This window comes from Ectopseudomonas toyotomiensis (assembly GCF_017167985.1).
Taxonomy (GTDB): domain Bacteria; phylum Pseudomonadota; class Gammaproteobacteria; order Pseudomonadales; family Pseudomonadaceae; genus Aquipseudomonas; species Aquipseudomonas toyotomiensis.
Map to the genome: position 1 here is coordinate 5,045,217 of NZ_CP070505.1, position 14,349 is coordinate 5,059,565.

Here is a 14,349-nt window from a genome sequence, read left to right on the forward strand (position 1 = left end):
AGAAACTCTAGGTGCGCACAGCGCACTCTGCGGGTCGGTTCAATACAACTCGATGGCTACAGCGGTGGCTTCACCGCCGCCAATGCATACGGACGCCACACCACGCTTGAGACCTCGCTGCTGCAACGCTGCCAACAGGGTCACCAGGATACGAGCGCCGGAGGCGCCAATGGGATGTCCCAGGGCGCAGGCGCCACCGTTCACGTTGAGTTTGGCGTGGTCGATGCCCAATTCACGCATGGCCACCATGGGCACCACGGCGAACGCCTCGTTGATCTCGAACAGATCGACCGTCTCCAGCGGCCACTCGATACGCGCCAGCAAGCGCTGGATCGCCGACACTGGAGCCGTGGTGAACAGGTTCGGCGCCTGGGCATGGCCGGCATGACCGATGATGCGCGCCAGCGGTTTCAGACCACGCTCCTGAGCCTCGGACAGGCGCATCATCAGCAGCGCGGCTGCGCCATCGGAAATGGAACTGGCATTGGCCGCCGTGACCGTGCCGCCCTCACGGAACGCCGGCTTCAAGCCAGGGATCTTGTCCGGCCGGGCCTTGGGCGGCTGCTCGTCGGTATCGACCAGGCGTCGCTCACGCCCCTGTGGCGCTTCCACAGCGACGATCTCACTGGCGAAACTGCCGTCCGTTATCGCCTGCTGGGCGCGGCGCAGCGACTCCAGGGCATAGGCGTCCTGCTCCTCACGACCGAAGCGATACTGCTGCGCACAATCCTCGGCGAAGGTGCCCATCAGCCGGCCGCGCTCGTAGGCGTCCTCCAGGCCGTCGAGGAACATGTGGTCGAGCACCTGACCATGGCCCATGCGATAACCGCCACGGGCGCGCGCCAGCAGATACGGCGCGTTGGACATGCTCTCCATGCCGCCAGCCACCAGCACCTCGCTGCTACCGGCGAGCAACTGGTCATGACCGAGCATCAATGCCTGCATACCGGAGCCACACATCTTGTTCAGCGTGGTGCACTGCACCGCCTGGCTCAGCCCGGCGCCCAATGCGGCCTGGCGCGCCGGTGCCTGGCCCTGGCCGGCCTGCAACACGCAGCCCATCAGTACCGTGTCCACCGCCTCGGCCGCGAGCCCGGCACGCTCCAGGGTCGAGCGGATGGCGGCGGCGCCCAGCTCGGCCGCAGTAAGGCCGGCCAGATCACCAAGAAAGCCCCCCATGGGCGTGCGCACTGCACTGACGATAACGACGGGATCGAGTTGCTGTTTCATGAGTTTCACCTTCGAATCACATGGCCCGGCTGCAATCCGGGAAAGTATGTGGGGGCCCCGGATTGCATCCGGGCTAGCTATCGGTTACTTCGCCGCCATGCGCAGCGCGCCGTCGAGGCGGATCACTTCACCGTTGAGCATCGGGTTCTCGACGATATGCCGCACCAGTGCGGCGTATTCGTCCGGCCGACCCAGCCGCGGCGGGAACGGCACGTTGGCCGCCAGCGAATCGCGTACCTCCTGCGGCATGCCGGCCATCATTGGCGTCTCGAACACGCCGGGGGCAATGCACATCACACGGATACCCGAGCGCGCCAGATCACGCGCCGCCGGCAGCGTCAGTGCGGCGACGCCGCCCTTGGACGCAGCGTAAGCGACTTGGCCCATCTGCCCGTCGAACGCCGCCACCGAGGCGGTATTGATGATGACCCCACGCTCGCCCTCAGCGTTCGGCGTGTTCTGCGCCATGGCCTCGGCAGCCAGGCGCAACAGGTTGAAGCTGCCGATCAGATTGATCTCGACGGTACGGCGGAAACTGTCCAGGCCATGTGCACCGTTGCGGCCCAGTAACTTCTCGGCCGGCGCGACCCCGGCGCAATTGACCAGCCCGTGCAGTGCGCCGAACGCCGCCAACGCCTGCGCCACGGCGGCCTGGCCATCCTCTTCGCGGGTGATATCGGCGCATACGAAACGGGCGTTGCCGCCCAGCTCGGCGAGGGCCTGCTGGCCCGCTTCTGCGTTGATATCCAGCAGCACCACCTTGCCACCGCGCCCGACCAGCTCACGGGCTGTGGCCAGGCCAAGACCAGAGGCGCCGCCGCTGATCAGGAATACGGATTCGTCGATACGCATGCTCAACCTCTGTGATTGTTGTGGAGTGAGATTGACAGCCAGATTTGCACAGGTTTACGTTAACGTAAAGGTAAACGAGCAATGACCATGGCAACCACCTACTCCATCTCCGATCTGGCCCGCGAACTGGACATCACCACTCGCGCCATCCGCTTCTACGAGGAGCAAGGCATGCTCGCGCCGGAGCGGCGTGGCCAGGAACGCGTCTACAGCGCCAAGGACAAGGTGACGCTGAAACTCATCCTGCGCGGCAAGCGCATCGGCTTCTCGCTGGCCGAATGCCGCGAGCTGATCGAGCTCTACGACCCGGAAACCGGCAGCCGCAAGCAGCTGGAGACCTTCATGGGCAAGATCGCCGAGCGCCGTCTGCAGCTTGAACAACAGTTACTGGATATCCAGCAGATGCAGCTGGAACTGGATACCGCCGAGGAGCGCTGTCTCGCTGCCTTGGCCGAAACGACCGCGTAATCGCCCCCACGACAAGAACAACAGCAGGTGACCCCATGAGCTACCCCACCCTCAATTTCGGCCTCGGCGAAACCCTCGACATGCTGCGCGACTCGGTACATCAGTTCGCCCAGAACGAGCTGGCACCACGTGCCGCGCAGATCGACCGAGACAACGAATTCCCCATGGACATGTGGCGCAAGTTCGGTGACATGGGCCTGCTCGGCATGACGGTCAAGGAAGAGTATGGCGGCACCGACATGGGCTATCTGGCGCATGTGCTGGCCATGGAAGAGATCAGCCGTGCCTCGGCCTCGGTGGGTCTGTCCTACGGCGCGCACTCCAACCTCTGCGTCAATCAGATCCACAAGAACGGTAGCGAGGCGCAGAAGCAGAAGTACCTGCCCAAGCTGTGCTCCGGCGAGCATATCGGCGCTCTGGCCATGAGCGAGCCCAATGCCGGTTCCGACGTGGTGTCGATGAAGCTGCGCGCGGAAAAACGCGGCGACCGCTACGTGCTCAACGGCAACAAGATGTGGATCACCAACGGCCCGGACGCCCACACCTACGTGATCTACGCCAAGACCGACATCAACGCCGGCTCGCGCGGCATGACCGCCTTCATCGTCGAGCGCGACTTCAAGGGCTTCTCCCGCCACCAGAAGCTGGACAAGCTGGGCATGCGCGGCTCCAACACCTGCGAACTGGTGTTCGAGGACTGCGAAGTACCGGAAGAGAACATCTTAGGCGTCGAGGGCGGTGGCGTGCGCGTGCTGATGAGCGGCCTGGACTACGAGCGCACCGTGCTCTCCGGCGGCCCGACCGGGATCATGAGCGCCTGCATGGACGTGGTGCTGCCCTACGTGCATGAGCGCCAGCAGTTCAAGCAGTCCATCGGCGAATTTCAACTGGTGCAAGGCAAGCTCGCCGACATGTACGCCGGCATGAATGCCTCCAAGTCCTACCTGTACAACGTGGCCAAGGCCTGCGACCGCGGCGAGGAGTCGCGCAAGGACGCCGCCGCCGTGATCCTCTACACCGCCGAGATGGCCACCAGGATGGCCCTGGATACCATCCAGCTGCTGGGAGGCAACGGCTACACCAACGAATACCCGGCCGGCCGCCTGCTGCGTGACGCCAAGCTCTACGAGATCGGCGCCGGCACCAGCGAAATCCGCCGCATGCTGATCGGCCGCGAACTGTTCAACGAGACCAAGTGATACTCGGTCTGTTCCCTCTCCCACTTGTGGGAGAGGGGCTCTGAGTGGCCTGCACCACCCTCTCCCCCGGCCCCTCTCCCGCAAGCGGGCAGAGGGGGGATAAATCAAAATCGGAGCGCCACCGATGGCCATCCTGCATACCCAGATCAATACCCGCTCACCAGAGTTCACCACCAATCAGGCGGCCATGCTCGAGCAGGTGGGCGACCTACGCGCCCTGCTCGCCCGCATCCACGAAGGCGGCGGCGCCAAGGCGCAGGAGCGCCACACGTCGCGTGGCAAGCTGCTGCCGCGCGAACGCATCAATCGCCTGCTCGATCCCGGCTCGCCCTTTCTCGAGATCGGCCAGCTCGCCGCCCATGAGGTCTACGGCGAAGACGTGCCCGCCGCCGGGGTGATCGCAGGCATCGGTCGTGTCGAAGGTGTCGAGTGCATGATCGTGGCCAACGACGCCACGGTAAAAGGCGGCTCCTACTACCCGCTGACGGTGAAGAAACACCTGCGCGCCCAGGCCATCGCCCGCGAGAACCGCCTGCCCTGCATCTACCTGGTGGACTCCGGCGGCGCCAACCTGCCGCGTCAGGACGATGTGTTCCCGGATCGCGAGCATTTCGGCCGGATCTTCTTCAACCAGGCCAACATGAGCGCGCTGGGCATTCCGCAGATCGCCGTGGTCATGGGTTCATGCACTGCCGGTGGCGCCTACGTGCCGGCCATGAGTGACGAGACCATCATGGTGCGCGAACAGGCGACCATCTTCCTCGCCGGCCCGCCCCTGGTGAAGGCTGCCACCGGGGAGGTGGTGAGCGCCGAGGGACTGGGCGGGGCCGACGTGCACTGCAAGACCAGCGGTGTGGCCGACCACTATGCCGAGGACGACGAGCACGCCCTGGCCCTGGCCCGACGCAGCATCAGCAATTTGAACTGGCGCAAGCTCGGCCAACTCGACAGCCGCGCGCCCATCGCCCCGCGCTACCCGGCCGAGGAGCTGTACGGGGTGATCCCGGCCGACGCCAAGCAACCCTTCGATGTACGCGAGGTGATCGCACGTATCGTCGACGACTCGCAGTTGGATGAATTCAAGGCGCTGTTCGGCACCACCCTGGTGTGCGGCTTCGCCCGTATCAATGGCTACCCGGTGGCGATCCTGGCGAATAACGGCATCTTGTTTGCGGAATCGGCGCAGAAAGGCGCGCACTTCATCGAACTGGCCTGCCAGCGCGGCATTCCGCTGCTGTTCCTGCAGAACATCACCGGCTTCATGGTCGGCAAGAAGTACGAAGAAGGCGGTATCGCCAAGCACGGCGCCAAGCTGGTCACCGCCGTGGCCTGCGCCCAGGTGCCGAAGTTCACCGTGATCATCGGCGGCAGCTTCGGCGCCGGTAACTACGGTATGTGCGGCCGTGCCTACGACCCACGCTTCCTGTGGATGTGGCCCAACGCGCGGATCGGCGTGATGGGTGCGCAACAGGCTGCCGGCGTACTGGTGCAGGTCAAGCGCGAGCAGGCCGAGCGCGCCGGTCAGCATTATTCGGACGAGGACGAACAGCGCCTCAAGCAACCCATCGTCGAGCAGTACGAGAAGCAGGCGCATGCCTACTACTCCAGCGCGAGGCTGTGGGACGACGGTGTGATCGATCCGGCACAGACCCGCGACGTACTGGCCCTGGCCCTGTCCGCCAGCCTCAACGCACCGATCGAGCCGACCCGCTTTGGCGTGTTCCGTATGTAATCCGTGGGAGGGGCTTTAGCCGCGACAGCCACAGCAAAGCTCGCGGCTAAAGCCCCTCCCACCAGAGCCAGCGCATATTTCGAGCCCATTGCCATGACCGACTTCACCACCATACAGCTTGAGAAAGACCCACGCGGCTTCGCCACCTTGTGGCTGAACCGCCCGGAGAAAAACAACGCCTTCAACGCCGAGATGATCCGCGAGCTGATCCTCGCCCTCGATGCCGTCGGTGAAGACAAGAGCCTGCGTTTCCTCGTCCTGCGTGGCCGTGGCAAGCACTTTTCCGCTGGCGCCGACCTGGCCTGGATGCAGCAGGCCGCCGAGCTCGACTACAACGCCAACCTCAGCGACGCCCGCGAACTGGCCGAGCTGATGTACAACCTAGCCGCCCTGAAGATCCCCACCCTGGCCGTGGTGCAGGGCGCGGCCTTCGGCGGTGCGGTGGGCCTGGTCAGTTGCTGCGACATGGCCATCGGCGCCGAGGACAGCCTGTTCTCGCTGTCCGAGGTACGCATCGGCCTGGCCCCGGCGGTGATCAGCCCCTTTGTCGTACAGGCCATTGGAGAACGGGCGGCCAAGCGTTACGCGCTCACCGCCGAGCGCTTCGACGGCAAGCGTGCCCGCGAACTGGGCCTGCTCGCCGAGTGCTTTCCGATTGGTGAGCTGGACGCTCAGGTCGAAGCCTGGGTCGTCAATCTGCTACAGAACAGCCCGCAAGCCATGCGCGCCAGCAAGGATCTGCTGCGCGAAGTCGGCAGTGGCGAGCTGACCCCAGCCCTGCGCCGCTACACCGAAAACGCCATCGCCCGCCTGCGCGTCAGCGTCGAGGGCCAGGAAGGCCTGCGCGCCTTCCTGGAAAAACGCCAACCCGCCTGGCAGGAGCAATGATCATGATCGACACCCTGCTGGTCGCCAACCGTGGCGAGATCGCCTGCCGCGTGATGCGCACGGCCAAGGCCATGGGCATCCGTACCGTGGCCGTGCACAGCGCCATCGATGCCAATGCACGGCATGTGCGTGAAGCCGACATGGCGGTGAATCTCGGCGGCGCCAAGCCTGGCGAAAGCTACCTGCTGATCGACAAGATCATCGCCGCCGCCAAGACCAGCGGCGCGCAGGCCATTCACCCCGGCTACGGCTTTCTCTCGGAGAATGCCGGCTTCGCCCGCGCCATCGAACAAGCCGGATTGATCTTCCTCGGCCCGCCCGCCTCGGCCATCGAAGCCATGGGCAGCAAGTCGGCGGCCAAGTCGCTGATGGAGGCTGCCGGCGTGCCACTGGTACCGGGCTACCACGGTGACAAGCAGGATATCGACACCTTCCGCGAGGCCGCCAAACGCATCGGCTACCCAGTGCTGCTCAAGGCCGCTGCCGGCGGCGGTGGCAAAGGCATGAAGGTCGCCGAGTCGGAGGCGCAGCTCGCCGAAACGCTGGAGTCGGCGCAGCGCGAAGCGCAGTCGGCCTTCGGCGACTCGCGCATGCTGGTGGAAAAATACGTGCTCAAGCCGCGTCACGTGGAGATTCAGGTCTTCGCCGACCAGCACGGCAACTGCCTGTACCTCAACGAGCGCGACTGCTCGATCCAGCGGCGCCACCAGAAGGTGGTCGAGGAGGCGCCGGCGCCTGGCCTGAGCCCCGAGCTGCGCCGCGCCATGGGCGAAGCTGCGGTCAAGGCGGCGCAGGCCATTGGCTACGTCGGCGCCGGCACGGTGGAATTTCTGCTCGACGAGCGTGGCGACTTCTTCTTCATGGAGATGAACACCCGACTGCAGGTCGAGCACCCGGTCACCGAAGCCATCACCGGCCTCGACCTGGTGGCCTGGCAGATTCGCGTTGCTCGCGGCGAATCGCTGCCGATCACCCAACAGCAGGTGCCGCTCAACGGCCATGCGATCGAGGTGCGGTTGTACGCCGAAGACCCGGATCACGATTTTCTCCCCGCCACCGGCACCCTGGCCCTGTACCGCGAAGCCACCAGCGGTGACGGTCGGCGCATCGACAGCGGCGTGGCCGAGGGTGACAGCGTCTCGCCCTTCTACGACCCGATGCTGGGCAAGCTGATCGCCTGGGGCGAAAACCGCGAGCAGGCGCGCCTGCGCCTGTTGGCCATGCTCGGCGATACCCTGGTCGGCGGCGTGAAGACCAACCTGGCGTTCCTGCGTCGCATCCTCGCCCATCCGGCCTTCGCCGCATGCGAGCTGGATACGGGCTTTATCCCGCGCCATCAGCAGCAGTTGCTGCCCGCTCCGGGCGAGTTACCGGAGGCGTTCTGGCAACTGGCAGCCGATGCCTGGGTACAGAGCGAGGCGCCGCAAGAGCGCGACGATGATCCGCATTCGCCCTGGGCGACCCGCAGTGGCTGGCGCGCCGGCAGCAAAGCGGAAATCGAGCTGCACCTGAGCAGTCAGGGCGAGAGCCGCAAAGTGCGCGCGAGCAACCGGGCGTGCTTGCAGGGTGAAGCGCTGCTGGCGGAGATCGACGGCACGCGCCAGCGTCTACGCGCCATTCGCCGTGGCGAAACCCTCTACCTGCAATGGCGCGGTGAACTGCACGCGATCACCCGCTTCGACCCCATTGCCGCCGCAGAAGCCAGCCATGCCCAGCACGGTGGCTTGAGCGCGCCCATGAACGGCAGCATCGTCCGTGTACTGGTCGAACCCGGCCAGGCGGTCGAGGCCGGCGCAGCCCTGGTGGTACTGGAGGCGATGAAAATGGAACACAGCATTCGTGCGCCGGAAGCCGGGACGGTCAAGGCGCTTTACTGCCGCGAAGGGGAAATGGTCAGCGAAGGTGCGGTGCTGGTGGAGCTCGAACCCTAGGGCGGGCCAGGCGCCAATCTGTTTCAGCCCACCGATTCTACTCTGTGTAGGGCGGGTGCAACCCGCCAGATCGTGTTGGCGGGTTGCACCCGCCCTACGACTCACCGGATCACGGCGGACATAAAAAGCGATGTCCGCCCTACGCTCTACAGCCGAACACAAATGAGGACACCCTGATGAGCTTGCCCAAATCCGTACGCTTGGTCGAAGTCGGCCCGCGCGACGGCCTGCAGAACGAGAAGCAACCGATCAGCGTCGCCGACAAGGTACGCCTGGTGGACGATCTGACAGCAGCCGGTCTGAGCTATATCGAGGTAGGTAGCTTCGTCTCGCCCAAATGGGTGCCGCAGATGGCGGGCTCTGCCGAGGTGTTCGCCGGCATTCAGCGCCAGCCGGGCGTCTCCTACGCCGCCCTGACACCCAACCTGAAAGGCCTCGAAGCCGCGTTGGAGGCAAAGGTCGAGGAAGTGGCGGTGTTCGCCGCCGCCAGCGAGGCCTTCTCACAGAAGAACATCAACTGTTCCATCGCCGACAGCCTGCAGCGCTTCGTACCGCTGATGGAGGCGGCGAAGGCGGCGGATGTACGCGTACGCGGCTACGTGTCCTGTGTACTGGGCTGCCCCTACGATGGCGAAATCGCGCCCGAGCAGGTCGCCAGCGTCGCCCGTGAGCTTTACGCCATGGGCTGCTACGAGGTGTCGCTGGGCGATACCATCGGCACCGGCACCGCTGGCAAGACGCGCTCGATGCTTGAGGTGGTCGCTCGCGACATCCCGCGCGACAGGCTCGCCGGGCATTTCCACGACACCTATGGCCAGGCCCTGGCCAACATCTACGCCAGCCTGCTCGAAGGCATCAGTGTGTTCGACAGCTCGGTGGCCGGCCTGGGCGGCTGTCCCTACGCCAAGGGCGCCACCGGCAACGTGGCCAGCGAAGACGTGCTCTACCTGCTGCAGGGCCTGGGCATCGAGACTGGCGTGGAGATCGACAAACTGATCGCTGCAGGACAACGCATCTGCAACGTGCTGGGCAAGGCCAACGGCTCGCGGGTCGCGCGTGCTCGCCTGAGCCAATAGATGTCATCGCCTTCTGCACTGTAGGAGCGGATTCATCCGCGATTTTCGCGGCTAAAGCCGCTCCTACAAGGGGCTGCAGCGTATCGCCCCGTCGTTTTATCCAGAGTTTCGGAGCCGATGAGAAAGTCGGTGCGATAGCAGCAAAGGTCGTCTGAGTTAAAGGTCAAATGCCCCGAACGCACTAAGCTGAAGCCCAGGGACAAGAACGACGAGGACTGACCATGCAGCAACCTCTGTGGACGCCTTCCGCCGAGCGTATCGCCGCCAGCCGAATGGATGCCTTCCGCCGTTTCATCAACGACCGCCATGCCCTGCACCTGGCCGACTACCCTGCCCTGCATGCCTGGAGCGTCGAGCAACGCGAAGCCTTCTGGCAGGCCATCGTCGACTACTTCGACATTCGTTTCCACGCGCCCGCCGAACGTGTACTGCGCGAAGGCCCGGCGATGCCGGATGCGCAGTGGTTTCCCGGCGCCACCCTGAATTTTGCCGAGCATCTGCTGCGCCGCCGTGACGGTCATCCAGCGCTGGTGGCCATCGGCGAAGATGGCAGTCGCGAACAGCTCAGCCATGCGCAACTGGCTGCCCATGTCGCCGGGCTGCAACGCGCCCTGCAAAACTCGGGCGTGGGCATCGGTGATCGGGTGGCTGCATTCATGCCCAACACCTGGCAGACCGTGGTGGGCATGCTCGCCACCGCCAGCCTCGGCGCCACCTGGTCGAGCTGCTCGCCGGATTTCGGCACCCAGGGGGTCATCGATCGTTTCGGCCAGATCGAACCCAAGGTGCTGATCGCTGCTGCTGGTTATCGCTATGCCGGCAAGCAAATCGACCTGACCGACAAGCTGAACGAAATCCTCCCGCAACTGCCCAGCCTGGAACGGCTGGTTATCGTGCCCTACTCACGCGACGAGGCCAGCCCTACTGATTACAAGTCAGTTGCCCGGACGACCCTCTGGCAGGATTTCTACCAACCCGGCGGCGCGCCGCAGTTCACGCCAGTGCCCTTCGACCAACCGCTGTATATCCTCTACTCCAGCGGCACCACCGGCGTGCCCAAGTGCATCGTCCACGGTGTCGGCGGCACCCTGCTGCAACACGTCAAGGAGCTGGGCCTGCATACCGACCTTGGGCCCGACGACACCCTGTTCTACTACACAACCTGCGGCTGGATGATGTGGAACTGGCTGATTTCCGGCCTGGCCCTGGGCGCCACGCTGGTGCTCTACGACGGCTCGCCCTTCCATCCCGAACCTGCCCGCCTGATCGATCTGATCGACGCCGAGGACATCTCCATCTTCGGCACCAGCGCCAAATTCATCGCCGCACTGGAGAAAGCCGGCGTCATACCTCGTGAAAGCCACAAGCTGAGCAGGCTCAAGGCCATTCTTTCCACCGGCTCGCCGCTGGCCCACGAGAGCTTCGAGTACATCTACCGCGACGTGAAACGTGACCTGTGCCTGTCGTCGATTTCCGGCGGCACCGACATCGTCTCCTGTTTCGCCCTGGGCAACCCGACCCTGCCAGTCTGGCGCGGTGAACTGCAGTGCAAGGGCCTGGGCATGGACGTGCAGGTGTGGAACGACAATGGCCAGGCGGTGACAGGGGAAAAAGGTGAACTGGTCTGCGCCAGGCACTTTCCTTCAATACCCGTGGGCTTCTGGAACGACGCAGACGGCGAGAAATTCCGCGCTGCCTATTTCGCCACGTTCCCCGGCGTCTGGGCCCACGGCGATTATGCCGAGGAAACCGCTCATGGCGGCCTGGTCATCCACGGCCGCTCCGACGCCGTGCTCAACCCGGGCGGCGTACGCATCGGCACCGCAGAGATCTATCGCCAGGTGGAAAAGGTGCCGCAGGTGCTGGAGTCCATCGTCATTGGCCAGGATTGGCAGGGCGATGTGCGCGTGGTGCTGTTCGTACGTCTGCGTGATGGCGTGACGCTGGACGACAACCTGCGCGAAGAGATTCGCCGAGTGATCCGCACCAACACCACGCCGCGACACGTGCCGGCGAAAATCATCCAGGTCGCCGATATCCCGCGCACCCTCAGCGGCAAGATCGTCGAGCTCGCAGTACGCAACGTCGTTCACGGCCGCCCGGTGAAGAACACCGATGCCTTGGCAAACCCACAAGCGCTGGAGCTGTATCGCAGCCTGGCAGAGCTGCGAAGCGAGCTGTAGCCATAAGCCACTAGCCAGAAAAATCATTATACTGGCGCCATTTTTTCGTCTTCACAGCAGCTGAGTCCTGGCCAAGGCCTCCTCGGCAAATGGCAAGGTGGCGACATGAACATCATCCAGCGCAACAACGTTCAACGCTTGAGAGCGGAAACGGCCGATGCTCCAACGCTCATCTATGGCCACGGCTTCGGTTGCAATCAGGAGATGTGGAGCAAGGTCACGCCAGCCTTCAGCCAGCACTGGCACCAGGTGCTGTTTGACTATGTCGGCAGCGGCCGCTCCGATGCCAGCGCCTTCCACCCTGTCCGCTATACCCAGCTGGAGGGCTACGTGGAGGACCTTCTGGAAGTATGCGACGCGCTCGAACTCTCAGGTGATCTGACCTTCGTCGGCCACTCGATCAGTTGCAGCGTCGGCATTCTTGCTGCCATCAAGCGGCCCGAGCTGTTCTCCCGGCTGATTCTTCTCGGCCCCTCCCCCTGTTTTCTCAACGATCCGCCCGACTATCGCGGTGGGTTCGAACGCAGTGACCTGGAGGGACTGCTGGAGCTGATGGCCCATAACTATCTGGGCTGGGCCCAGCAGTTCGCACCACTGGTATCGGCCGACGAGACTCCCGCAGTCACCCGGCAGCTCTCCGACAGCTTCTGCTCGACCGACCCAATCATGGCCCATGCCTTCGCTCAAGCCACCTTCTTCTCCGATATCCGCCCGGCGCTAGAGTCGTGCCCGTCGCCCAGCCTGATCCTGCACCACCAGCGTGATGCACTGGTTCCGACATCAGTTGCCGACTATCTGCATACCGCACTCACGGGCAGCACCCTGGAAACGCTGGACGTCAGCGGTCATTGCGCGCACATGAGTCATCCTGAACTGGTGAGCGCCGCCATGCATCGCTACCTGCAGGGAGCACGCACACGTGCTCTATCTTGATCGCCTACCCGGCCCGGTACTGGTCACTGACTGCAACGGCCGAATCAAGCACTCCAATTGCGATTTCAAGCACCTGGCAGGTGCGGGCGCGGCCGAAGGCATGGACCAGTTCTTTCCGCCGGCCAGTCGCATCTTCCTGCAAACCTACGCCTGGCCCCTGTTGCTGCGCAACGGCGAGTTCAGTGAGCTTTACCTGCAACTGCAATCAGAAAACGGCCAGGCAATACCCGTCATGGCAAACGCACGCATCAGCGAAGTCGATGGCGCGCCGGAGGTCATCTGGCTGTTCTTCGTCGCCAAGGATCGCCAACGTTTCGAAGCAGAGCTGCTCAAGGCTCGCGAACAGGCGCAGGAAAGCGCAGCACAACTGGCCAAGGCCAACCTGGCGCTGCAGAGCGCCTACGCCCAGTTGGCCAACTACACGGTAGAAATTCAGAGTGAAGCCGAGCAGCTTGTACAACTGAGCCATACCGACCCCCTCACTGCGTTGAGTAATCGCAGGGCGCTGTCAGTGCACGTCGAACAGTGGCTCGGCAGCGTCAGCGACATGGCTTGCGGCAGCCTCCTTCTGATCGATATCGATCACTTCAAACAGATCAATGATCGCTTCGGCCACGCCGAGGGCGATCGCGTTCTGGTGGATATGGCGCAACGTCTTCTGGCCAGCGTACGCAGTGGCGACAGCGTGGTGCGCTACGGCGGCGAAGAGTTCGCGATATGGCTGCCCAACGCCGATCTCGCCGAAGCCAGCGACATCGCCGAGCGCGTGCATGATCAGATCAAGGCACTTGAGGTCGCCAACGAAGCGGTCACGGTAAGCATCGGCATAGCCAGTCTGAAACCCTGCGAACGCTACCTGGAGCGCCTGCTCGCGGTAGCCGACAAGGCCCTCTACACCGCGAAAGCACAGGGCAGGAACCGCAGCATTCGGCACGAGTAGCTGCGTGCGCCAGAACGCCCGCCGCCCAAATGCCCTCTATACTTCTGCCACAGTGACAGCGGAAAGCTCCCAGTGCCCAACCCCCTCTGCCTGCTCGTTGCCCTGCTCATTGCTGGAGCTGCAACGGCCGATGAGCCAGTCAAGCTGTACATGCCGGACGCACCACCCCTGACGTTGCATCATTACGAGGGCGGCCACGGCATGGCAGGTGACGTGGTACTGGCCGCGCTGGCCAGGATCGGCAAACTCACCGACATCGTCGCCGAACCCTGGCCAAGAGCCCAGATCAGCGTATCCAGGGGCAGGAACATGCTGATCATTCCCCTGTCGCGCACGCCCGAGCGCGAGGAGCTATATACCTGGATTGCCTCGATCATGGAGCTGGAGCGCGCCTTCTTCAGCCTCGACGAACCCGTCGAGAACTTCGCCCAGGCCCGAGAGCGCTATCGCCGCATAGGTGTCGGTCTGGGCACGGCGCAAGTGGGCATCCTGCAGCGTGAAGGCTTCAGCGACGAGCAGATCGTGCAACTCAAGCTGGGCGAAAACCCGACCCATCTGCTCAGCCTTGGACGTATCGACGCCTGGTTCACCGGGGTGCCGGAGGCGCTGTACATCTGGGAAAGCTCGGCCTATCGCGAGCAGAATCTGCGCAGGAGCCCGACCCTGGCCAGTACCGGCCTGTATCTGGGCTGCTCGAAGGACTGCGACGGGGATCTGGTCGCACAGCTGCGCGCCGCCATCAGCGAACTGGAACAGGAGGGTGTCAGCCAGCGGCTGCGTCAGGCCTATCTGCCGCTGCAGCCCGACCCCTAGGCTCTGTACGAAAAATGCCTGCGCTCGGTGATGCTGCGTTAAAAACAGGCTCAGAATGCTCATATACAGCACGTAAACTCGAATGCGAGCCCAGTCCGTTCTTC

The 14,349-nt window shown here is 64.0% G+C and carries 12 protein-coding genes; 10 read left to right on the forward strand and 2 right to left on the reverse strand.

Going from position 1 to position 14,349, the window contains the following annotated elements:
* Positions 1 to 39 precede the first annotated feature (39 nt).
* Together JWV26_RS23410 and JWV26_RS23415 are read right to left on the reverse strand one after the other, a co-directional pair.
* Positions 40 to 1,230 carry an acetyl-CoA C-acyltransferase gene (locus tag JWV26_RS23410; protein WP_206417923.1) on the reverse strand — a complete coding sequence of 397 codons (1,191 nt, stop codon included), beginning with the start codon at positions 1,228 to 1,230 and terminating at the stop codon, positions 40 to 42.
* A gap of 84 nt (positions 1,231 to 1,314) precedes the next feature.
* Positions 1,315 to 2,082, reverse strand: a complete 768-nt coding sequence (locus tag JWV26_RS23415) for a 3-hydroxyacyl-CoA dehydrogenase (protein WP_206417924.1) — start codon at positions 2,080 to 2,082, stop codon at positions 1,315 to 1,317.
* An 87-nt stretch (positions 2,083 to 2,169) separates the two neighbouring features.
* Here JWV26_RS23415 and JWV26_RS23420 point away from each other — a divergent pair, with 87 nt between their 5' ends.
* From JWV26_RS23420 to JWV26_RS23465, 10 genes are all read left to right on the forward strand, one after another.
* Positions 2,170 to 2,550, forward strand: coding sequence for a MerR family transcriptional regulator (locus tag JWV26_RS23420; protein ID WP_017676704.1), 381 nt, complete (start codon positions 2,170 to 2,172; stop codon positions 2,548 to 2,550).
* 35 nt (positions 2,551 to 2,585) lie between these two features.
* On the forward strand, positions 2,586 to 3,749 hold the full coding sequence (locus JWV26_RS23425) for an isovaleryl-CoA dehydrogenase (RefSeq protein WP_206417925.1): 1,164 nt from the start codon (positions 2,586 to 2,588) through the stop codon (positions 3,747 to 3,749).
* A 124-nt stretch (positions 3,750 to 3,873) separates the two neighbouring features.
* A complete protein-coding gene (locus JWV26_RS23430) occupies positions 3,874 to 5,481 on the forward strand; it encodes a carboxyl transferase domain-containing protein (protein ID WP_206417926.1) in 1,608 nt (535 codons plus the stop codon).
* A 93-nt stretch (positions 5,482 to 5,574) separates the two neighbouring features.
* The gene (locus JWV26_RS23435; protein ID WP_206417927.1) at positions 5,575 to 6,369 is read left to right on the forward strand and encodes a gamma-carboxygeranoyl-CoA hydratase; all 795 of its coding nucleotides are present in this window, start codon (positions 5,575 to 5,577) and stop codon (positions 6,367 to 6,369) included.
* 2 nt (positions 6,370 to 6,371) lie between these two features.
* A complete protein-coding gene (locus JWV26_RS23440; RefSeq protein ID WP_277425986.1) occupies positions 6,372 to 8,300 on the forward strand; it encodes an acetyl/propionyl/methylcrotonyl-CoA carboxylase subunit alpha in 1,929 nt (642 codons plus the stop codon).
* Between the two features lie 176 nt (positions 8,301 to 8,476).
* Positions 8,477 to 9,376, forward strand: coding sequence for a hydroxymethylglutaryl-CoA lyase (locus JWV26_RS23445; protein ID WP_206417929.1), 900 nt, complete (start codon positions 8,477 to 8,479; stop codon positions 9,374 to 9,376).
* A gap of 221 nt (positions 9,377 to 9,597) precedes the next feature.
* On the forward strand, positions 9,598 to 11,559 hold the full coding sequence (locus tag JWV26_RS23450) for an acetoacetate--CoA ligase (RefSeq protein ID WP_206417930.1): 1,962 nt from the start codon (positions 9,598 to 9,600) through the stop codon (positions 11,557 to 11,559).
* 105 nt (positions 11,560 to 11,664) lie between these two features.
* Positions 11,665 to 12,492, forward strand: coding sequence for an alpha/beta fold hydrolase (locus tag JWV26_RS23455; protein ID WP_206417931.1), 828 nt, complete (start codon positions 11,665 to 11,667; stop codon positions 12,490 to 12,492).
* On the forward strand, positions 12,479 to 13,432 hold the full coding sequence (locus JWV26_RS23460) for a GGDEF domain-containing protein (RefSeq protein ID WP_206417932.1): 954 nt from the start codon (positions 12,479 to 12,481) through the stop codon (positions 13,430 to 13,432). The genes JWV26_RS23455 and JWV26_RS23460 overlap by 14 nt, the downstream gene beginning before the upstream one ends.
* 72 nt (positions 13,433 to 13,504) lie before the next feature.
* Entirely contained in the window at positions 13,505 to 14,245 is a 741-nt protein-coding gene (locus JWV26_RS23465; RefSeq protein ID WP_072423807.1) for a substrate-binding periplasmic protein, read from the forward strand.
* The last annotated feature ends 104 nt before the right edge of the window (positions 14,246 to 14,349 follow it).

Coding starts and splice junctions, on each gene's coding strand:
- JWV26_RS23410 (WP_206417923.1), bottom strand. CDS start 1,230: ATGAAACAGCAACTCGATCCCGTCGTTATCGTCAGTGCAGTGCGCACG.
- JWV26_RS23415 (WP_206417924.1), bottom strand. CDS start 2,082: ATGCGTATCGACGAATCCGTATTCCTGATCAGCGGCGGCGCCTCTGGT.
- JWV26_RS23420 (WP_017676704.1), top strand. CDS start 2,170: ATGGCAACCACCTACTCCATCTCCGATCTGGCCCGCGAACTGGACATC.
- JWV26_RS23425 (WP_206417925.1), top strand. CDS start 2,586: ATGAGCTACCCCACCCTCAATTTCGGCCTCGGCGAAACCCTCGACATG.
- JWV26_RS23430 (WP_206417926.1), top strand. CDS start 3,874: ATGGCCATCCTGCATACCCAGATCAATACCCGCTCACCAGAGTTCACC.
- JWV26_RS23435 (WP_206417927.1), top strand. CDS start 5,575: ATGACCGACTTCACCACCATACAGCTTGAGAAAGACCCACGCGGCTTC.
- JWV26_RS23440 (WP_277425986.1), top strand. CDS start 6,372: ATGATCGACACCCTGCTGGTCGCCAACCGTGGCGAGATCGCCTGCCGC.
- JWV26_RS23445 (WP_206417929.1), top strand. CDS start 8,477: ATGAGCTTGCCCAAATCCGTACGCTTGGTCGAAGTCGGCCCGCGCGAC.
- JWV26_RS23450 (WP_206417930.1), top strand. CDS start 9,598: ATGCAGCAACCTCTGTGGACGCCTTCCGCCGAGCGTATCGCCGCCAGC.
- JWV26_RS23455 (WP_206417931.1), top strand. CDS start 11,665: ATGAACATCATCCAGCGCAACAACGTTCAACGCTTGAGAGCGGAAACG.